This window comes from Ruegeria sp. SAZD011, from assembly GCF_059612545.1.
Window position 1 is genome coordinate 68,414 of record NZ_JBXWQU010000022.1, and the last position, 19,719, is coordinate 88,132.

A 19,719-nucleotide genomic window follows, 5' to 3' on the forward strand; every position below is an offset into this window, starting at 1 on the left:
ACAAAGGCGTCAGCGGCAATAGGGGCCGCCCCGGTGGCGGGCGGTGTCCAGATGCAGATGGTCCTTGTGATAGCGGTCCGCCTCTGGCCCCAGCACGGTGCCGAACGGGCCGCAGGCCTCTTTCCAAACCTGCCGCAGCATCTTGCGCGTGGCGCCGCGTTTCCAGCCTTCGAGAACGGTGATCCGCTCGCCGTCATTCATCACAAAGGCCGAGATGTCGATCGCGCGGCCCCTGCCATGCTCCGAGATCTTGGCGCCACGCTGGTTGTTGCGAGTGCGGCAGGCGTAATGCGCCGCGACCTGAAGCTCGACCACCGGGCCGCGACGGCGAAAGGTTGGTTTGACGCTGCGCGCAACCCAGTGATTCAGCGCCTCGGCGGTGCCGCATTCCATCACCGCAGGGGTGCTGAGCCGTACACCCGAAACCGAGGTGACACGCACCGCGTCCTTGATGCCGCAACCCTTGATCTTGCCCGGAACCCGGCCTGCCGCACTGCCCTGAATATCCGGGTTTCCGCAGACCGCGCCCTTCATCCGCTTCTTGCGGCCGAACAGCGCTCGCTCTTCCACCTCTTTCGGGCGCAGCTCGGGCCGCGGCGACAGGTCGAGGCCGGGCGCGTCTGGGCGGGGTGGTGTGGCGGCGGCCAGTATTTCCTGCTCCGAGGGCGGGCGCAGGTTCGGGCGCATCCGGGTCACCGCAACCGAGGCGGCGGCCTCCTCTGTCGCAACAGCGATGGCGGCCTGAACCACCGGATCGGCAGCAACCGCGCGGGGCACCGGCCGCAACGAGCGGTCCGGCGCATTGGCCGCCAGCGGCAGCGCCCAGAACGTCAGAGCCAGAGCCGCGAGGATATGCCCGCGCCCGGTCATGTGGGCTTGCCCTTGACGCGTCCGAAATCGGGGGCGTCGGTGTCCTGCCCCGCCTCGATGATACCGCGGCGGATTGCGCGGGTGCGGGTGAAATAGTCGAACAGATAGGTCTCGTCGCCCATGCGGATGGCGCGTTGCAGCATGAACAGTTCCTCGGTGAAGCGGCCCAGGATATCCAGCGTCGCCTCGCGATTGTTCAGGAACACGTCGCGCCACATGGTCGGGTCCGATGCGGCGATGCGGGTAAAGTCGCGAAACCCCGCCGCCGAATACTTGATGACCTCGCTTTCAGTCACCCGCCGCAGATGGTCGGCCACCCCCACCATCGTATAGGCAATGGCATGGGGCACATGGCTGGTCACGGCCAGCACCAGATCGTGATGATCGGCCTCCATCTCTTCGACATTGGCGCCCATGCCCTCCCACAGCGCGCGCAGCCGGGCCACCGCCTGCGGGTCGCTGCCCTCGGTCGGCACCAGCAGGCACCAGCGGTTGTCGTAGAGCTCGGCAAAGCCCGATTGCGGCCCCGAATGCTCGGTCCCGGCCAGCGGGTGAGCCGGGATGAAATGCACCTCTTCGGGAATATGCGGCCCCACCGCGTCGATCACGGCGCGCTTGACCGAGCCGACATCGGACACCGTGGCGCCCGGTTTCAGCACCGGACCGATTTTCGCCGCCACCTGCCCCATCGCGCCCACCGGCACGCAAAGCACCACCAGATCGGCCCCCTCGGCCGCTTCGGCGGCGCTGTCGCAGACCCGATCGCACAGGCCGATCCGGCGCGCGGTGTCGCGGGTCGCCTCAGAGCGGGCATAGCCCGTCACCTCGCCCGCCAGCCCGGCGCGCTTGATTGCCCAGAACATCGACGAGGCGATGAGGCCCAGACCGATCAGGGCGACGCGGTCATAGACCGGGTTCATGCGCGACCCTCCTTGAAGGCGCGCACGGCATCGACGACGGCACGGCAGCCGGCCTCATCGCCCACCGTGATCCTGAGCGCCTGCGGCAGGTTATACCCCGCCACCCGGCGCACGATCAGGCCGCGCGATTGCAGGAACAGGTCGCAGGCCTCGGCCTCACCCTGATCGGAGAAACGGGCCAGGATGAAATTGGCGCAGGACACGTCCGAAGGCACGCCAAGCTCGGCCAGCCGCGCGGCCAGCCAGCCCCGCCAGATGGTGTTCTGCTCCCGGCAATGGGCGACCCAATCCTGATCGCGCACCGCCGCCTCGGCCGCGGCCAGCTGCATGGTCGACAGGTTGAAGGGCTGACGGATGCGGTTCAGCACGTCGATGATGTCGCGCGGCGCATAACCCCAGCCGATGCGCAGCCCGCCCAGCCCGTAAATCTTGGAAAACGTGCGGGTCATGATGACGTTGTCGCGGGCGCTGACCAGCCCGGCGCCACCATCGAACCCCTCGACAAATTCGGCATAGGCCCCGTCGAGAACCAGCAACACCTGGCCGGGCAGACCGTCGGCGAGCCGTGTCACCTCGGCCTCGGAAATCATGGTGCCGGTGGGGTTGGCCGGATTGGCCAGGAACACCAGCCGCGTGCGGTCGTTGACGGTCGCCAGGATCGCATCGACATCGACAACGCGCTGACGCTCGGGCACCTGAACCGGGGTCGCCCCCGCCATCCGCGCCAGGATCGGATACATCGAGAACCCGTGCTCGGTATAGATCACTTCGTCCCCCGGACCGGTATAGGCCTGGGCCACGAATTGCAGCACCTCGTCGCTGCCGACACCGCAGATGATGCGGTCGGGGTCCAGCCCGTGCACCGCGCCGATGGCGGCGCGCAGTTCGGCATGGTCGGTGCTGGGATAGCGGTGCGCCTGCGCCGCGGTGGCCCGGATCGCCTCGACCGCCGCCGGGCTGGGGCCCAGCGGGTTCTCGTTCGAGCTGAGCTTGATCACATTGGCCACACCGTCCACATGGGCCTTGCCGCCTTGGTAGAGGGCGATGTCCATGATGCCGGGCTGCGGGGTGAACTGGTTCATGCGGGGCGCTCCTGAAGATTAGCCCCTCTTACCGGTCTCATTCGGCTGAGAAAAGACGCAATTCCCTCATGCGGCCTTGAAGCGCGCGGTGGCAGGATCCCCCTGATAGAGCGGCACATAGTCTCCGGTTCGCCGTGACAGGTCATTCACCGCGCCGATGATGAAGCGCACGGTCGCCTCTTCCATCAGGTAAGAGAAGTTGAGCCGCACCCAGCCGGGCTTGTGCATCTCGCGCCCGGCGGCCAGATCGGCATGCAGCGCCTCGGAGGTGGCCCGGTCGATCCCCAGCAGCCGGTGGCCGTAAGGACCGGCACAGGCACAGCCGCCACGCGCCTGGATGCCATGAACATCGCTCAGCATCCGGGTGAACAACTGCTGATGCACCGGACGGCCAGCGTCGTCGCGCACCTGGAACGAGAAGAAGGGCAGCCGGTGACCCTTGTCGGTGCCCAGCAGCATCAGGTGCGGATTGTCGGCCCATCCCTCCAGCGCCATGGTGTTATAAAGCGCCTCGCGCCGGGCGATCTCGTCCGCGCCCACCGCGTCCTTGACGATAAAGGCCAGCGCGGCGCGGATATCGCCGATCACGTTGGGCGTGCCCGCCTCTTCGCGCGCGGCCAGGTCGGGGCTGTAATCATGTCCCCAGGGCGAGACAAAGCGGACCGTGCCGCCACCAGGCCAGGTCGGCACATCGCGCCGCACCGCGCCGCGATTGACCACCAGAACGCCCGAGGCACCGGGGCCGCCGGGAAACTTGTGCGGTGAGACCACGATGGCATCCTTGCGCAGCACGCCCTCGCCCATGTCGATGGGCAGATAGGGCCCACCGCCCGCATAATCCCAGACCGACAGCGCCCCATGCGCCTTGAGCAACCGGGTCACCGGCACGGTGTCGGTGATGATGCCGGTCACGTTCGAGGCCGCCGAAAAGGCGCCGATCATCAGGTCGCTGCCCGCATGGGCGCGCAGCGCCGCGTCCAGACGGGCCAGGTCCGGCCCGCCCTCGGGTGCCTCGGGGATCTCGACCACCTTGGCGCCGCTTTCGCGCCAGGGCAGGATATTGGAGTGATGTTCATAGGGTCCGATAAAGACAACCGGCCGGTCAGCCTCCCCAATCCCAAACAGGCTGACCAGCCGGTTCAATCCGGCAGTGGCGCCCGACCCGGCAAAGATCACCGCGTCGTCTTCCGTGGCGCCGACACACCGGCCGATCTCGTCCCGCGCCTCCCTGCGCAGACGAGTCATGTACGATCCGCAAAAGGACGCCTCGGTATGGCTGTTGGCATAGAACGGCAGGACATGTTCGGTCACATACCGCTCTACCTGCCGCAGCGCCCGGCCCGAGGCGACGTAATCGGCATAGACCAGCGGCACGTCCCCGTTGAGGCCGGGGATCATCACCCCTTCTCCGATCAGCCCGTCGGCCAGGCGTCCGGCACGGGCATCACCTTCGATCACTTGGCGAAACTGGGAAAGGGTCATGTCTGCGGCCTCCTGCTGATGAGGGAAGATTGACCTAACAAACCAGAGAATTTTTCACCTATCTTTAGTTGATTTTCTGAATTTTCGTGTCATTTGATAGACGAAATGAAAAAGATAGATCATATTGACACAAGACTGTTGAAAGAGCTGCAACGCGATGCCTCGCTCAGCCAGCGGGACCTGGCCGACCGGGTCGGGCTGTCGCAGAATGCCTGCTGGCGGCGGTTGAAGGCGCTGACGGATGAGGGCGTGCTCAAAGGCTCCACCGCCCGCGTCGCGCGCGAGAAACTCGGGCTCGATCTGGTGGTCTTTGTCATGCTGCGCACGCGCCACCATTCGGCGGAGTGGCTGCAAAAGTTCCGCACACATGTGCTGACCATCCCCGAAGTGGTGGATTTCCACCGCATCGGGGGCGACTACGACTATCAACTCAAGGTGGTTACGCGCGACATGGCCAGCTATGACAAGGTTTATCAGCGGCTGATCGAGAAGGTCGAACTGGACAGCGTCACCAGCTATTTCGCGATGGAGGCGATTGCCGAGGGACGGCCGCTGCCGCTTTAGCCCTCGGGCGTTTCGATCATGTCCACGCGCATTGCATGGCGGCCGCCCTCGAATTCCGCCGACAGAAACGCATCGACGATATCCAGCGCCAGCCCCTCGCCCACCACGCGCGCGCCGATCGAAAGCATGTTGGCGTCATTATGCATGCGGATCATCCGGGCCGAGAACGTATCGGAGCAGACACCGCAACGGATGCCCGCGACCTTGTTGGCGGCCATCATGATGCCCTGACCGGTGCCACACAGTACGATGCCCAGGCTGCAATCGCCCGAGGCGACCCGCTCTGCCGCGGCGCGGCCATGTTTGGGGTAATGGGTGCTTTCGGTGGTTTGCGGGCCGATATCGACCACCTCCCAGCCCTGGGCCGAGATATGCGCGGCAACCGCGCGACGCAGTTCGATGGCAGCGTGGTCGCTGGACAGGACGATACGTTTGCTGGCGGTCATGGCGGCGGGCTCCGGTTTGCGCAAAAAGGGCTTTGGCCGCGCGATACCCACAGCGACCGACAGGGTCAACCCGGACAAAAGAAAGCCGCGCAGAATATGCGCGGCTTTCGGAAATCTCGGGAACTGAACGGATCAGTTCTTGGCGTAGTATTCGACGACCAGGTTCGGTTCCATCACCACTGCGTAGGGCACATCGCCCAGGCTGGGGGTACGGACGAAAGTTGCAGTCATCTTCGAGTGGTCGACTTCCAGGTAATCCGGAACGTCGCGCTCGGCCAGCGACACGGCTTCGAGAACCGAGGCCAGCTGCTTGGAGCGGTCACGCACCTCGACCACGTCACCCTCTTTCACGCGGTAGGACGGGATGTTGACGCGCTTGCCGTTGACCAGAACGTGACCGTGGTTCACGAACTGACGGGCGGCAAAGACGGTCGGCACGAACTTGGCCCGGTAGACGACGGCGTCCAGGCGGCGTTCCAGCAGGCCGATCAGGTTTTCACCGGTGTCGCCTTTCACACGCTCGGCTTCGCCGTAGATGCGGCGGAACTGCTTTTCGGTCAGGTCGCCGTAATAGCCTTTCAGCTTCTGCTTGGCGCGCAGCTGGAGGCCGAAGTCGGACATCTTGCCCTTGCGGCGCTGGCCGTGCTGGCCGGGGCCGTATTCGCGGCGGTTGACCGGGGATTTCGGACGACCCCAGATGTTTTCGCCCATCCGGCGGTCGATTTTGTACTTGGCAGACGTGCGTTTGGTCACGGCTGATCTCCTTCGTTATGGTCGAGGCCCAAAGGGCCACTATGAAGGGCGTTGTCCTCTTGCCTTGCGGCATGACAGGCGATCCCTTGCGGGAGCCACCAACACCAATGAAGCCGCGCTTATAGCCGCGCAGCAGGGGGAGTCAACAGGGGTTTTGCAGGGGATGCGCGGAATGAACCGCCCGCGCATCCGGGATCGGCCTCAAGCGGCCTCGTGCAACATCAACGCCGCCTCGGTCGGGGTCAGGCTGCGCCGGGCAAAGCCGCCATAGAGGTAGGGGTCGATCTCGATCTCGGGCATGCGCTGCAACAGCCGGCGCCGGTCGGTCTCGGCCAGCGCCGAAAGCGCCGCGTGGGCGGGATGAAAGCTTTCGGTTTCGATGCCATTGGCCCAGAGGATCTGGTGGCTGGGCAGCATGAGGTGGACATAGGTCACCTCGCGCAGGGTCAGGTCGACCATGATCGTACTGTCATTGACCAGGTCGCGCGCCGGTACCAGCACCTCGTCGGTGTTGAACAGCGCCTGCGCGGTCGGACCGCGCAGCAGCATCCGGTGTTCGGGCGAGACCAGCAATTCGGCATCGGGCCGGTCGATGCCCAGCGCCCCCACCCGCATGCGGATCGGGCGCAGGTGCGGCATCACGAACAGGCGCGCGCCGGTCATCCGGCGCTGACCGATCCAATGGATCTCCTGCGGGCCGCTGTCTCGGGTCTGAACCTTGTCACCTTCGCGCAGCTCCTCGATCAGGCGCGGGCCGGTCGGCGTGGCGATGCGGGTTCCGGGGGTGAAACAGATCACCCCGCCGCGTTCGCGCGCGCCCGGCAGCGGATCGGCGCTGTTCAGGTTGTGATGCACCACCCACAGATCGGTATCGCGCGGTGGCAATTCGTCGATGAACATCAGCAGCGGCGGCGTGCCATTGCCTGTTTCGATCACGGTGATGGTATAGCTCTGCGCCCCGTTGGTGACCACAAAGGCCTGATCCATCAAGGGGTCCTCGACCTCGATCGCCTCGACATCGGTACGATGCTGTACCGCCGCCCCGACCAGACGCCTCACCTTGCGGGCCGCGCGTTTGCGCAGCGCCTCTTCTCCGTCCGCCCGGTCCAGCCGCAACACGCCCGTGGGCCCATCCACCTGCACGGTCTCGCCACGCCATGACCAGACCGCCCCCGCGGTCAGCGCGTCGAGGGGAGCCCCCTCAAGACCATCCAAATCCGTTTGCGACCAGGAAATGACGAACGTGCCACGAAAGCCCGTTTTCATTAACCGTCTGCCTGCCTCAGTTTTTTTATTAAGTTTTCGGTAGCAAATTATTGCTGATAGGGGAAGAACTTTGTTTCCAGTCCCTTAAAACGTGTTCTTAAGGCCGCAGTGATGCGGCCCAAGGCTGAATGGCGGGTAGCTGCCGATGATTGGTCTGCTTGTTTTGTCTTGTTTTGGCCGTTTTCCACCAGTCCTGTTTGGCTATCTTGTCCTCTCACCTTCTGATCGGAGACCAAGATGACCCTTACCCTGCCCTCTGTCTGCCCGCTGGATTGCCCGGATACGTGCAGTTTGAGCGTCACTGTCGAGGACGGCCGGGTTGCGCAGGTGCGTGGATCTGCGGCCAATCCCTTTACCGCCGGGGTGATCTGTAACAAGGTCGCGCGCTATTACCCTGATTTCGTGCATGGTCCCCGTCGGCTGACCCGCCCCCTGCGCCGCACCGGGCCGCGCGGTTCCGGAGCCTATGAACCGATCAGCTGGGAGGTTGCGCTCGACCTGATCCACGAGGGGTTCTCTCGCGCAATCGCCACAGATGGGCCGCAGTCGGTGCTGCCGCTGAACTATGCCGGCCCGCATGGAGAGCTGGCAGGCGGCTCGATGGACCGGCGGTTCTTTTACCGGATGGGAGCAACGATGCTGGATCGCGGATCGCTCTGCGGCGGCGTGCGCGGCACCGCGTATACAAGTCTGTTCGGCTCTGCTCCCGGTATGCCACCGGAACAGGCCGAACTGGCCGACCTGGTGTTGGTCTGGGGCAACAATGTCACCGTCTCGAACCTGCATCTGATGCGGGTTCTGAAACGGGTCCGCGCGGCGGGCGGGCGGGTTGTGGTGATCGACCCGCGCCGGATCAAGCTGGCCGAACAATGCGATCTGCACCTGCAACTCCACCCCGGTTCGGACGTGGTGCTGGCACTGGCGCTGGCGGCTGAACTGGAACGACGCGGCGCGCTGGACCATGGGTTCATCGGCAAATGGGTGCTGGGCGCCGACCGGTATCTGGAGGCCGCGCGCACCCATGACGTGGACGCGGTGGTGCGCCATTGCGGGTTGACCCCGGTCGAGTTCCACATGCTGGCCGACTGGATCGCGGGAGCGCGCACCATGGCAACCTCTCTGGGCAACGGGATCGAGCGCGGCCGCTCGGGCGGGGCAGGCCTGCGCGCGGCAATGGCCCTGAACGCGCTGACCGGCCAGCATGGCCGCCCCGGCGCAGGCGTGATCGCCAAGCCCGGCCTCGCCTTTCCGCGCACCACGGCACGACTTCAGGGCGATCATCTGAAGCAGCCTGGAACGCGGGTGTTCAACATCGTCGATGTGGCGGCACATCTGCTGGACGACAGGCTCGACCCGCCGGTCCATGCGCTGATGATCTACAATCACAACCCGGTGGCGACACATCCGGACCAGTCCAACATGATCCGCGCGCTCAGCCGGCCGGATCTGTTCATCGTCGGCGCCGATGTGACCATGACCGACAGCATGGCCTATTGCGACGTGATCCTGCCCGCCGCCAGTCATTTCGAGTTCGACGATATCTATGGCGCCTATGGGCAGACCTGGCTGCAACGGGCCGAACCGGTGATTGCCCCAGTGGGTGAGAGCCTGCCGAATACCGAGATCTTCCGCAGGCTGGCCGCCCGGTTCGGCTATGACGAGCCCGAGTTCCGTGACAGCGACGCGGTGCTGATGGACCAGGCAATAGACGGCACCGATCCGCGTTTGGGGGGCCAGGCGCCCAGTCAAATGCCGACCGATCGCGCGTTGGATATGGCAAGGCCTTCCGATGCACCGCTGGTGATGTGCGACACCGTGATGCCCGCCACGCCCTCGGGGCGGATCGAGCTTTACAGTCAGGATCTGGAGGATCGGTTCGGCTGCGGCCTGCCGCGCCATGATCCGGTTGCGCCCGACCTGCCCTTTACCCTGATCACACCCAGTTCGTCGAAACGGACCAATGCCACCTTTGGCGGGCACGCGGACAGCCTTGACCCCGAGACGGTCGAGATGCACCCCGTGGACGCGACGCGGCTGGATCTCAGCGATGGCGACCCCGTGGTTCTGCGCAATGGGCGTGGCGCGGTGGCGTTGCGGCTGAAGATCACCGATGCCACCCGGCCCGGTGTCCTCTACAGCCCCAAGGGCACCTGGCGTGAAAGCTCCTCCACCGGGCAGACGGTGAACGCGCTGATCCCCTCGGATATCCGAACAGATATCGAGAGGGGCGCGTGTTACAACGAGACCTTTGTGGAGGTAATCCGGGCCTAGGCCCGGTCGTCGCCCAAACTGCGGCGTTGCTGGCCATCGGGCGTGAAATTCTCGGGCGCCAGCCAATCGACAAAGCGCTGCCGCAGTTCGGGCCAGTCGCGATCCAGGACCGAGAACCAGGCCGTATCGCGATTGCGACCCTTGTAGACGATGGCCTGTTCGAACAAACCGTCATAGCGAAACCCCAACCGTTCCGCTGCCCGGCGCGACGGCGCGTTCAGCGCGTCGCATTTCCACTCGTAACGGCGATAGCCCAGCGTGTCGAAGGCATGCGCCATCATCAGGAACATCGCCTCGGTCGCCACCCGGCTGTGTTGCAGAACCGGCGCAAAGGTGATGCCGCCAACCTCGATCACCCCATGCTCGGGCTGGATGCGCATATAGCTGGCAATGCCCTGCGCCTGCCCGCTGACCCTGTCGCAAATGGCGAAATAGAGCGGGTCCCCGGTCTTGCTCATCGCCTCCAGAAACGCCGTCATGTCGGCCTCGGCGTCAAATGGACCAAAGGGCAGATAGGTCCATCCATGCCCCTCGGTATCGGCGGCGAAGGCGTGCCAGAGATCGGCGCCATGACGGGCCGCCTGCAACGGCTCCAGCCGGGCAAAGCTGCCCTCCATCTGCTGCCGCTGGGGTCTTGGGCATCCCCGCCACGCCGGCAGTGCCGCCCCGATCGGCTGACCCAGTTCGTTTCTGCGTTCCGTCATCTCCGCCCCTCCTGCACTACTCTCTGTTTGCCCACAAGGCGGTCAGCCGTTAACCTCCAAAGTCAGAATAAACAGGCAAACCAATTTCATGAGCCAGACCTCTTGGCCCGCCATCTCGATTGAGCGCAACAGCCCGGTGCCGGTCTTTGAACAGATCTGTACCGCCATCCGCGCGCGTGCCAGTACCGGCGCCCTGCCCGAGGGCACAGCGGTGCCGCCCACACGGATACTGGCGGTCGAGCTTGGCGTGTCCCGCTCGACGGTGGTAACCGCCTATGAGCAGTTGGTGGCCGAAGGGTATCTGCGCGCGCGCCAGGGCTCGGGCCATGTTGTCTGTGCCATGGGGGAAGTCGAGACCGCCCCTCCGGCCGCACGTACCCGACCGACGCAGGTCGAAACCGCCCCCGCCAAAGCGCGTCCTTTCGTGGCGGGCACGCCGGACATGCGGCTGTTTCCCTACCGGCAATGGGCGCGCACGGTGGCACGGCTCTGCCGGTCGAACCCGCAGGCGATGTTCACGACCGGCGACACTTTCGGCAATCCGGCGCTGCGCGGCGCCATAGCTGCACATCTGCGCGACTGGCGCGGGGTCGAGGCTGCGCCCGAACAGATCATCATCACCGCCGGGGCCACCGATGCGCTGGAACTGTGCATGCGCAGCCTGTCGCGGCCCGGCGAGGCCATCGCGCTCGAGGATCCGGGCTATGGGCCATTGCGCAGCTTTGCCACGGCACAGGGCTTGCAGCCGGTCTTTCTGCCGCTCGACGAACAGGGGGCGACGCTGCCGCCAGCCGACACAGCGCCGCGACTGGCGGTGCTGACCCCCTCGCATCACTATCCGCTGGGCGGTGCCATGTCGCCCAGCCGTCGCAGTGCCTGGACACAATGGGCGCGGTCCGGCGATGCCTGGATCATCGAGGACGACTACGACAGCGAGTTCCGGTATGCCGGGCGCCCGATCCCCGCCATGGCGGGCTTTGATCCGCGAAGCCGTACCATCTATGTGGGCTCGTTTTCCAAGATCTTCTCGAATGCGCTTCGACTGGGTTACCTGATCGCGCCCGAGCCACTGCTGGAGCCGTTCCGCCAGACTGTGCGCCGGTTCGGGGTCCGGGCCAGTTCGATGCCGCAGCAGGCATTGGCCGAGTTCATGTCGAGCGGCGAGTTCTACCGGCATCTGCGCCGGGTGCGCCGGGTCTATGGCGAGCGCCGGCGCTATCTGCTGGACCGGCTGGCGCGGGAGTTTGCCGAATATGGAACCGCCGCCGACCATCAGGCCGGAATGCAGACGGTGCTGCACCTGCACCCCGGCCTTGATGACACGGCGCTGGCCGAGCGCGCCCGTGCGGCGGGGCTGACCGTATCCGCCCTCTCGCGCTATTGCGCGGTGCCGGGGCGCGGCAACGGGCTGATCCTGGGGTTCTGCGCCTTTTCCGAGGCAGAGATGGACCCGACCCTGGACACGCTGCGCGCCCTGCTGGAGACGGCATGACACATATAAGCGAAACGGGCCCGCGCCAATCCGGCACAGGCCCGTCTGCAAGGGTCGGGGCCGGGCGGCAAACCGCCCGGCACATTGGCTTTATTCGGCCGGCTTGCCCACGGTCAGGCCCAGCTTTTCACGTTTTCCATCGCGATAAAGCGCCTTGACCAGCGACACGCACATCAGCCCCATCACCACGGTAAAGGGCAGAGCACCGATGATCATCGCGCTCTTCAGCGCCTCCATCGGGTCGGCGCCGCCATTGGTCTTGCCCGCGATCAGCAGCGTACCGATCACCGCGGTCAGGATCACGCCCCAGACGATCTTATGCTTGTTGCCGACTTCCTGATCGCCGCCCGACATGATGGTGTTCATCACCAGGATGCCCGAGTCCGCCGAGGTGACGAGGAAGGTCATGATCAGCACAACGCACATCACCGTGATCGCCGACAAGAACCCACCCGACAGCATCTGGCCCAGGGTCACGAACAGCTTGGCGGTGTTCGACGCGCCGATGATGGCGCCATTGGCATTGCCAGTCAGTTCCAGGTCGATGGCGGTGCCCCCCAGGATGGTCATCCATGCAAAGCAGACCAGCGCCGGGGCGAACAGGCAGCCGACGATGAACTCACGCACCGTGCGACCGCGCGAGATGCGCGCCAGGAACAGGCCCACAAAGGGCGAGAACGCGATCCACCAGGCCCAGTAGAAGGTGGTCCAGCCTGCCTGCCAGCCGAATTGACGGCCCGGCTCACCCGCGGCATAGGCCGCGGCCAGAACCTCGTCGGACAGTGCGGCGGCTTCGCCTTCGAGGCCGGATTTGAACCCGTCAAACGAGCCCCAGGCATTGGTCGCCCCACCGCGCAGCGCGTCGGCATAGGGGGCGGCCTCGGTCGGCAGAGCGGCGGCAAAAGCAGCCGGATCCTGCGGGCCATAGGCGCCAAAGCTGATCGAGAGGAAGTGGAGGATATAGTCGACCAGCGCCGAGGCATAGGTCGTCATGGCGAACAGGAACGAACCAAACACCACAAAGGTGAACAGCAGGATCAGCGACATCACCAGGTTGAGGTTCGAAAGATACTTCACGCCGCGGCCCACGCCCGATACCGCCGAAATGACCGACAGACCCATGATCACGAAGAGACCCGAGATCAGGCCGACGGTACCCGGAGCAGGTGCGTCGCCGGTCATGTCCATCATCCATTCCATGCCGGTGATGGCATACATGCCATCGATGAACTGCGACACGCCAAAGCCGATGGTCACCGACACGCCAAGGATGGTTGCCACCACGCCCAGAATGTCGACCACATGGCCCAGGAACCCGTTCATCAGCGGGCCGAACAGCGGCGTCAGCGCCGAACGGATGGTCAGCGGCATGTCACGGGTATAGGCGTAATAGGCCAGCGCCAGGCCGGTCACCACATAGATCGCCCAGGCGTGAAAGCCGTAATGGGCAAAGGTGTAGCGATAGGCCGATTGCAGCGCCTCCTCGGAGTTGCCGGCAACAGCGCCCGAAACCACGACAGGGTTCGAGCCCCACAGGCCCAGCGGTTCGGCGGTGGCGAACACCATCAGGCCGACGCCCAGACCGGCACCGAACATCATCGAGAACCAGGAGAAGTTGGAGAACTCGGTGCCCTCGCCGGGCCGGCCCATGATCCGCTTGCCGGTCTGCGGCAGCGCCGCCAGCACGAACAGGAACACGGCAAAGAAGCCGACGATGACGATGTAGAAGACGTTGAAGTCCTCCAGCAGACGCCAGTTCAGGCTGCCCAGAACGCCATTGGCATTCGCGGGCCAGACCAGGGCCCAAAGGACCAGGCCGACCATGATCGCCTTGGAGAACAGAGCGATTTCGACGCTATGTCCCTGATAGAAACCGGACGCGGCCCTTTTGACCTCGATCTCGGTGAATGGTGGTTTTACTGACATGCGATCCCTCCCTGACGCAACAATTTGCTTACTCTAGCGATCCCGCGCCGGTCAGAGTGACGCAGGACCGATGGTTTGTAGCGCATAAGCGACGTCTGAAATGGCGCTTATGCCGCGATGATCTTTTCGATCCGTTCGAGGGTCGCGACGTTGACCGCGACTCCCTCTTCGCGCGAGCGGATTCGGCGGGCGCGACGCCCGTCGCCGGGCAAATGGGCGTTGTCCTGGTCATGAACCGCCCCCGCCAGACGCGCAACCAATGGGGCAAACCGGTCACCCGAAGTCGCGCCCGGGTCAATCGCGATAAAGAACTGTCCGGTGCGCGGCGGCCCTCCCGCCGTGCCGGAAAAGGGCGAAGCGTCGATGCCCAGCGTCGCGCCCGTCAGCGCGGCGGCCATGGTCTCGACCAGCAGGGCAACCCCGACTCCCTTGTAGCCCCCCGATGGCGCCATCGAGCCTTTCAACCCGACCTCGGGGTCGGTGGTGGGGTTGCCGTCGGCGTCCAGTGCCCAGCCGACCGGGATCGGCTTGCCCTCGCGGGCGTGTTTCATCACTTCGCTCTTGGCGATGGTGCTGGCGCTCTGGTCGATCAGGATCGCCGGTTCACCATCCTCACCCGGCACGGCAAGCGAGAACGGGTTGGTGCCGACCACCGGTTTCGAGCCACCCGAGGGCGCGATCGAAGCGGGCGCATTGGTAAAGCCCAGCCCCACCAGCCCGGCGCGGGCCAGACGGGCGGTGTGATAGCCCAGCACGCCGCAGTTATAGCTGTTGCGGATCGCCAGAACGGCAACGCCCTGGCTGCGCGCCAGCGGCATCAGCTGGTCAAAGCCGAGATCGATCGCCGCATGGGCAAACCCGGTCGCCGCATCCGCGGTCAACACCGAGGGCGCGGGACGGTCGAGCCGGGGTTCGGCCCGCCCGTCGACCTTGCCGCATTGCACATGCTCGCAATAGATCGGGATATAGAGCAACCCGTGGCTGGCGATACCGTCGGCCTCGGTCGCGGCGGTGGCCACGGCCAATGGCCGGGCATTGGCCTCGGAGGTGCCAGCGGCCACCAATGCGCGAAAGCTCAGATCTTCGATCTCGTCCAGACTCAGGGTGCGGGTTTCGGTCATGGGGTCCTCGGTTCAGTCATTGTCGGAAAGCCCGGCACCTGCGCCCTTCAACCGGGATTCCTCGGTTGCGGGGGCATAGGTGCGATGGGCGAAACGGTTCAGGGTGGCCCAGGCCTCGGGCGCGGGTTGGGCGCGGCTGCGCATGGGCGTCGCGGCGTCGATCTGGCCGCCCAATGTCACCTCGACCAGAGGCGCGAGGTCCGGTGTCACGCCGGAAAGGTCGAGCACCTTACCATCGGTGACGGCACGTCCCCCCTCCCAGTGCAGGGTGACCGGGCGACCGATCTGCTGCGCGATCAGCGCGGCGAAGGGCACCAGCAGTGCGGGCCGGGCCACCTGTTCCAGCCGAAACCCTGCATCGGACAGCTCTGCCGCGCGATCCGAAAGCGCCGCCCCCGCCGCCAGCGGGCAGAGCGTTCCGCCCGGAGCCGCCCAGTTCGCGCCGCCGGTGTCGGGAGAAAGATCGGCAAGCGGCACCCCGTCGATCCGGGTCAGCAGCGCGGCCAGTTCCGCGCAGGCGTCAATGTCATGGGCGGCCAGCCAGCGGGTCGCCTTGGCCGCCTCTTCGGCAAGGCCCCAGGGATAGCCCGCGCCACGCGTGGCACGCTTGGTGGTGGCCTCGATCTCGTTGAGGGAAAAGCTCATGCCGACACCTCTGGATAGACCCAGTCATCCGCCGTCTCGGGCGAAAGCTCCTCGGGGTAAGGCGCGCCCGCATACATGCAAATCCGCACCCAGCGATCCGAACGGGGGTCGAAATGGATAGCGCCAAAGAAGGCCAACTTTGCCCGCAGCATGTCGATGGGCAGCACCGAGGCGCTGATCGTGTTGTCGTGGATCTCGCCATAGGGGGCCACGCGGCTCATCTGGGCGCGGCGCACGGTGTGGCGGTGTTCGGGATGGGCGAGCAGGAATTCCGCCACCGGACGGGCACCGTCCCAATCGGCCAGCGCCGCATGGGCCGCCGCCGCATCGCGGGCCGGGGCCAGCGGCTGTTCGTACTCGGCGATCGGCTCGTCGAACCGCTCGCCCAGACGCGGTTCCAGCTTCTCCTCGGAGACATACCAGGCGCGGGCGCAGTTTTCGGGCGCCGACCAGTCCAGATCGAAGGCCCAGGCGTAGCTGGCGGCGATCAGGCCGCGCAGTTCCGAGATCGGCATGGCCCCGTCGATGCGAAATGCGCCCGGATTGCCATCGGCCATGCAGCTGTCCAGACCGTCGACCAGATCGGGATAGGGTTCCAGGATCAGCGAGGCGACCAGTTCCTGCCCCTCCTCGCTGAGCGCGCCCTCGGCCCAGCGCATCAGCCGGTCCCAGGGATGATCGTTCAACAGGTCGTCCCCTGCCACATGGCGCGAGAGCGCCTCCATGTCGCGGCGCAGATCGGCCAGTTTCGCCAGTTGGATCGGGTGTTCCGAGCGCCACTGGCCCAGCGACACCTCGCTGCGCCTCAGCATCCGGCGAAACTGCGCAGCCGCGTCGGGGTCGGCGGTGGCGACACTGCGCACGCGGGCAATCGCCTCTTCGCGGGCCATGACCCAGTTGTTGAACAGGATCGGGTGATTGACGATATAGGGCGCCATGCCCAGGCCCGTGGAATTGCCGATCCCCATGCGCCGGGCCAGCGCCGGGTCCAGATCGACCGCGCCTTCGCCGCCCTTGGCCCGTGCCACGTGCTGCACCAGATCGCGCACGAAGACACGGGTCAGATAGACCGACAGCATCTCGGCCTGAAACGGCGCCTGCATCTCGGGGCGGTCGGCGATCTGCTCGCGATCCGCCGCGCCCAGCTTGCCCGAGCCATAGACAGCGGTGGTGCGCATCAGATAGCCCACCTTGTCGATCTCGGCGCGGTCGGGCTGTTGCCCGCTCGCCAGCGCGTCGACCACATGCGCCCAGAGCCGCACAGACCGGTTGGCCCGGCTGACCGAGATCTCGCACTCGCTGACCCGGCCCGCCTCTTGCAGCGGCACGTTCTGCGACAGGCGCGCGATATCGTCCTCGGTCGGGATGCCGTCGAACAGGGTGAATGTGGCGTCCCAGGCGGTGGCGATCACCCGGTCCGAACGCATCTCGGGCGGCAGGTCATGGGCAAAGGCCACCAGCGAATAGGCGCGGTCGGGTCCCTGCGCGGTATAGACCGCATGCCCCACACCCGCCGCGTCGATGCGGAACATGGGGCGCGAAAAAATCCAGTTCTCGCGCGCCATGCGCCGGGTCAGGATGCGCATGAAGCTGAGGCGGCATTGATGCAGCGACCCCAGCCGCGACAGCCGCATGACTGTTGCCGGATCCCTGCGTTGGATGTGCCTGTTCGGGGCGGTGTCCATCTCTCTCATCCTTGCGGGACGAAGTTCTGGGCAAAGAACCTGTACCAGTTCCCGCCCATGATCCCGGCCACTTCGTCCTTGTTCAGGCCGGTCGCGCGTAACCCGTTCTCGATATTTCCAAAATCGCGATTGTCCTGGAACCAGTGCGGCATCGGGGGAAAGCCCGGCGCGCTGGCGGAACCCTCGCCAAAGTCGATCTCCTTGGACCAGCGCCCGGTGCGCATCCATTCCACAACGCTGTCGGGCTGGTCCTGACAGAGGTCGGTGCCGATCCCCAGATGGTCGACGCCGTACCGCTCGGCAGTGCGCGCGATCATCTCGCAGAAGCTGTCCAGCGTGCAGTCGGACTTGTCTTTCAGGTGATGCGGATAGACCGAGAACCCCAGCATGCCACCGTTTTCGGTCACCGCCCGGATCACGTCATCACGCTTGTTCCGCAGGGCCGGGGCCCAGTCATGCGGGTTGGCATGAGTGATGGCGATGGGGCGTTCCGAGATCTCGGCGGCCTCGATGGTCGAGCGGTCGGCGGAATGGCTCATGTCCACCACCAACCCCACCCGGTTCATCTCCTTGATGACCTGACGGCCCATGCGGGTGATGCCCGCATCCTCGGCCTCGTAGCAACCGGTCGCCAGCAGCGACTGGTTGTTATAGGTCAACTGCATGAAGCGCGCGCCCAGCGTGTGCAAGATCTCGACCAGCCCGATATCGTCCTCGATCGGGCTGGGGTTCTGGAACCCGAAAAAGATCGCGGTGCGCCCGGTCTCGCGCGCGATGTCGATATCGCCGGCCCATTGCCCCTTCATGATCAGGTCGGGGAATTGCTCGAACCAGCGGTTCCATTTCTCGAAATTCAGGACCGTCTCGCGAAAGCTTTCGTGATAGGCGATGGTGACATGCACCGCATCGACATGGCCCGCGCGCAGCTGGCGAAAGATCTTTTCCGACCAGTTGGCATATTGCAGGCCGTCGATGCGATAGCTCATTGTGGTGCCCCCGCGCTGATGTAAGCGGTCTTGACCGTGGTATAGAACTCGGCCGCAGCCTTGCCTTGTTCGCGCGGCCCGTAAGAGCTGTCGCCGCGGCCACCAAACGGCACGTGGTAATCGGTACCCGCGGTCGGCAGGTTCACCGTCACCACCCCGGTGCGCGCGTTGCGGCGGAAATGGGTGGCGCGTGCCAGCGACTGGGTAACGATGCCCGAGGTCAGGCCGAAATTGGTATCGTTCACCACGCTCAGCGCCTCGTCATAGCTGCCGACCTTGATCACGCTGGTCAGCGGCGCGAACATCTCTTCGCGGTTGATGCGCATGGTGTTGGTGGTGTTCAGGAACACGCCGGGCGACATGTAATAGCCGTCCTGCGGCATCTCCAGCCGCTGGCCGCCGCAGGCCAGTTCGGCGCCCTCGGACTTGCCCAGATCGACATAGGCGAGGTTCTCGGCCAGTTGTTGCTGGCTCACCACCGGCCCCATCTGGGTGCCCTCTGCCAGCGCATGTCCCACCTTCATCGCCTGTGCGCCCGCCACCAGCTTCTCGACAAAGGCATCGTGGATTGCGGCATGCACCACCAGCCGCGAGCTTGCGGTGCATTTCTGCCCGGTGCCGCCAAAGGCACCGCCCAGCGCCAGTGTCACCGCCAGATCCAGATCGGCATCATCCATCACCGCCAGCGCGTTCTTGGACCCCATCTCCATCTGCACCTTGGTCAGGTTCTGGATGGCGGCGGACGCGATACCCTTGCCCACCGGCACCGAGCCGGTGAAGGAAATCGCGTTGACCAGCGGGCTTTCCACCAGTCGTTGACCAATGCTGCGACCCGAGCCCATGACCAGGCTGAAAAGGCCCTTGGGGATGTCCTGACGCGCGATGATCTCGGTCAGCGCCACGGCGCTGGCCGGGGTGATATTGGCCGGTTTCCACACCACCGCATTGCCATAGCAGAGCGCCGGCGCGATCTTCCACGAGGCAGTGGCGGTGGGAAAGTTCCACGGGCTGATCACCGCGACCACGCCCACCGCCTCGCGGCGCACGTCGATCTCGACGCCCGGGCGCACGCTGTCGGCATTCTCGCCCAACTGGCGCAGGCATTCGGCGGCGTAATAGGTAAAGAACTGGCCTGCGCGATAGACCTCGCCCTTGCCCTCGGCCAGCGGTTTGCCCTCTTCGCGGCTGAGCAGCGTGCCCAACTCCTCGGCCCGGGCCATCAGCTCGGTGCCGATGGCCATCAGCACCGCCTGCTTACGCTCCATCCCGTAAGCCGCCCATTCCGCCTGTGCGCGCCGGGCCTGAAGCAGCGTCGCATCGAGCTGATCGGCGCTGGCCTGGGCAAACATACCAACCAGATCGCTCAGGTCTGACGGGTTGCGGTTTTCGATTTCAGCTTCGCCCGCCAGCCATTCGCCCGCGATGAGATTGAGTTTTGTGTCCGACATGCCTCTGGCCCAGTTCCTCGAATGAATTGGGTCATGGTGGACTCCGCGCACCATATCG

Annotated in this window: 17 protein-coding genes; 3 read left to right on the top strand and 14 right to left on the bottom strand. The window is 65.3% G+C overall.

The genetic code is table 11. The annotated features are described in order from the left end of the window. Positions 1–9: 9 nt before the first annotated feature. The 4 genes from AC2FLM_RS08975 to AC2FLM_RS08990 all read right to left on the bottom strand — a co-directional run bounded on the left by AC2FLM_RS08975 (position 10) and on the right by AC2FLM_RS08990 (position 4,354). Positions 10–870 carry an extensin-like domain-containing protein gene (locus tag AC2FLM_RS08975; protein WP_496857349.1) on the bottom strand — a complete coding sequence of 287 codons (861 nt, stop codon included), beginning with the start codon at positions 868–870 and terminating at the stop codon, positions 10–12. Continuing rightward, positions 867–1,790, bottom strand: a complete 924-nt coding sequence (locus AC2FLM_RS08980; protein WP_496857351.1) for a prephenate/arogenate dehydrogenase family protein — start codon at positions 1,788–1,790, stop codon at positions 867–869. Before AC2FLM_RS08980 ends, AC2FLM_RS08975 begins: the two co-directional genes overlap by 4 nt. Then, complete coding sequence (gene hisC / locus AC2FLM_RS08985) at positions 1,787–2,872, bottom strand: histidinol-phosphate transaminase (RefSeq protein ID WP_496857353.1); 1,086 nt, start codon at positions 2,870–2,872, stop codon at positions 1,787–1,789. Before hisC ends, AC2FLM_RS08980 begins: the two co-directional genes overlap by 4 nt. A 66-nt stretch (positions 2,873–2,938) precedes the next feature. Continuing rightward, on the bottom strand, positions 2,939–4,354 hold the full coding sequence (locus tag AC2FLM_RS08990; protein WP_496857355.1) for an aminotransferase class V-fold PLP-dependent enzyme: 1,416 nt from the start codon (positions 4,352–4,354) through the stop codon (positions 2,939–2,941). Positions 4,355–4,459: 105 nt separating this feature from the next. On the opposite strand from AC2FLM_RS08990, the gene AC2FLM_RS08995 reads away from it, so the two are divergent. Next, positions 4,460–4,918 (top strand): Lrp/AsnC family transcriptional regulator, encoded by a 459-nt coding sequence (locus tag AC2FLM_RS08995; RefSeq protein WP_234139818.1) that lies wholly within the window; start codon positions 4,460–4,462, stop codon positions 4,916–4,918. On the opposite strand, the gene rpiB is transcribed toward AC2FLM_RS08995, so the two are convergent. The 3 genes from rpiB to AC2FLM_RS09010 form a co-directional block, all read right to left on the bottom strand. Further along, a complete protein-coding gene (gene rpiB / locus AC2FLM_RS09000; RefSeq protein ID WP_496857357.1) occupies positions 4,915–5,364 on the bottom strand; it encodes a ribose 5-phosphate isomerase B in 450 nt (149 codons plus the stop codon). The genes AC2FLM_RS08995 and rpiB overlap by 4 nt on opposite strands. Before the next feature lie 132 nt (positions 5,365–5,496). Then, positions 5,497–6,117, bottom strand: coding sequence for a 30S ribosomal protein S4 (gene rpsD, locus AC2FLM_RS09005; protein ID WP_234220593.1), 621 nt, complete (start codon positions 6,115–6,117; stop codon positions 5,497–5,499). A gap of 201 nt (positions 6,118–6,318) precedes the next feature. Continuing rightward, on the bottom strand, positions 6,319–7,383 hold the full coding sequence (locus AC2FLM_RS09010; RefSeq protein ID WP_496857359.1) for a Hint domain-containing protein: 1,065 nt from the start codon (positions 7,381–7,383) through the stop codon (positions 6,319–6,321). A 237-nt stretch (positions 7,384–7,620) separates the two neighbouring features. On the opposite strand from AC2FLM_RS09010, the gene AC2FLM_RS09015 reads away from it, so the two are divergent. Continuing rightward, positions 7,621–9,654, top strand: a complete 2,034-nt coding sequence (locus AC2FLM_RS09015; protein WP_496857361.1) for a molybdopterin-dependent oxidoreductase — start codon at positions 7,621–7,623, stop codon at positions 9,652–9,654. Here the strand turns inward: AC2FLM_RS09015 and AC2FLM_RS09020 are convergent. Further along, a complete protein-coding gene (locus AC2FLM_RS09020; protein ID WP_496857363.1) occupies positions 9,651–10,358 on the bottom strand; it encodes a GNAT family N-acetyltransferase in 708 nt (235 codons plus the stop codon). The two genes, AC2FLM_RS09015 and AC2FLM_RS09020, sit on opposite strands and share 4 nt — an antisense overlap. Before the next feature lie 88 nt (positions 10,359–10,446). Here AC2FLM_RS09020 and pdxR point away from each other — a divergent pair, with 88 nt between their 5' ends. Next, positions 10,447–11,850 carry a MocR-like pyridoxine biosynthesis transcription factor PdxR gene (gene pdxR, locus AC2FLM_RS09025; protein ID WP_496857365.1) on the top strand — a complete coding sequence of 468 codons (1,404 nt, stop codon included), beginning with the start codon at positions 10,447–10,449 and terminating at the stop codon, positions 11,848–11,850. A 90-nt stretch (positions 11,851–11,940) separates the two neighbouring features. Here pdxR and AC2FLM_RS09030 read toward each other — a convergent pair whose 3' ends face one another. The 6 genes from AC2FLM_RS09030 to AC2FLM_RS09055 all read right to left on the bottom strand — a co-directional run bounded on the left by AC2FLM_RS09030 (position 11,941) and on the right by AC2FLM_RS09055 (position 19,661). After that, positions 11,941–13,776: a BCCT family transporter gene (locus tag AC2FLM_RS09030; protein WP_496857367.1), complete on the bottom strand. Its 1,836-nt coding sequence runs from the start codon at positions 13,774–13,776 to the stop codon at positions 11,941–11,943. Positions 13,777–13,883: 107 nt separating this feature from the next. Next, positions 13,884–14,897, bottom strand: coding sequence for an Ldh family oxidoreductase (locus AC2FLM_RS09035; protein ID WP_234139825.1), 1,014 nt, complete (start codon positions 14,895–14,897; stop codon positions 13,884–13,886). A 12-nt stretch (positions 14,898–14,909) separates the two neighbouring features. Further along, positions 14,910–15,542, bottom strand: coding sequence for a DUF3726 domain-containing protein (locus AC2FLM_RS09040; protein ID WP_496857369.1), 633 nt, complete (start codon positions 15,540–15,542; stop codon positions 14,910–14,912). Continuing rightward, on the bottom strand, positions 15,539–17,227 hold the full coding sequence (locus tag AC2FLM_RS09045; protein ID WP_496857371.1) for a hypothetical protein: 1,689 nt from the start codon (positions 17,225–17,227) through the stop codon (positions 15,539–15,541). The genes AC2FLM_RS09040 and AC2FLM_RS09045 overlap by 4 nt, the downstream gene beginning before the upstream one ends. Before the next feature lie 5 nt (positions 17,228–17,232). Then, positions 17,233–18,213 carry a membrane dipeptidase gene (locus tag AC2FLM_RS09050; protein ID WP_234139828.1) on the bottom strand — a complete coding sequence of 327 codons (981 nt, stop codon included), beginning with the start codon at positions 18,211–18,213 and terminating at the stop codon, positions 17,233–17,235. Next, the gene (locus AC2FLM_RS09055) at positions 18,210–19,661 is read right to left on the bottom strand and encodes an aldehyde dehydrogenase family protein (RefSeq protein WP_496857373.1); all 1,452 of its coding nucleotides are present in this window, start codon (positions 19,659–19,661) and stop codon (positions 18,210–18,212) included. The genes AC2FLM_RS09050 and AC2FLM_RS09055 overlap by 4 nt, the downstream gene beginning before the upstream one ends. Positions 19,662–19,719: the final 58 nt, after the last annotated feature.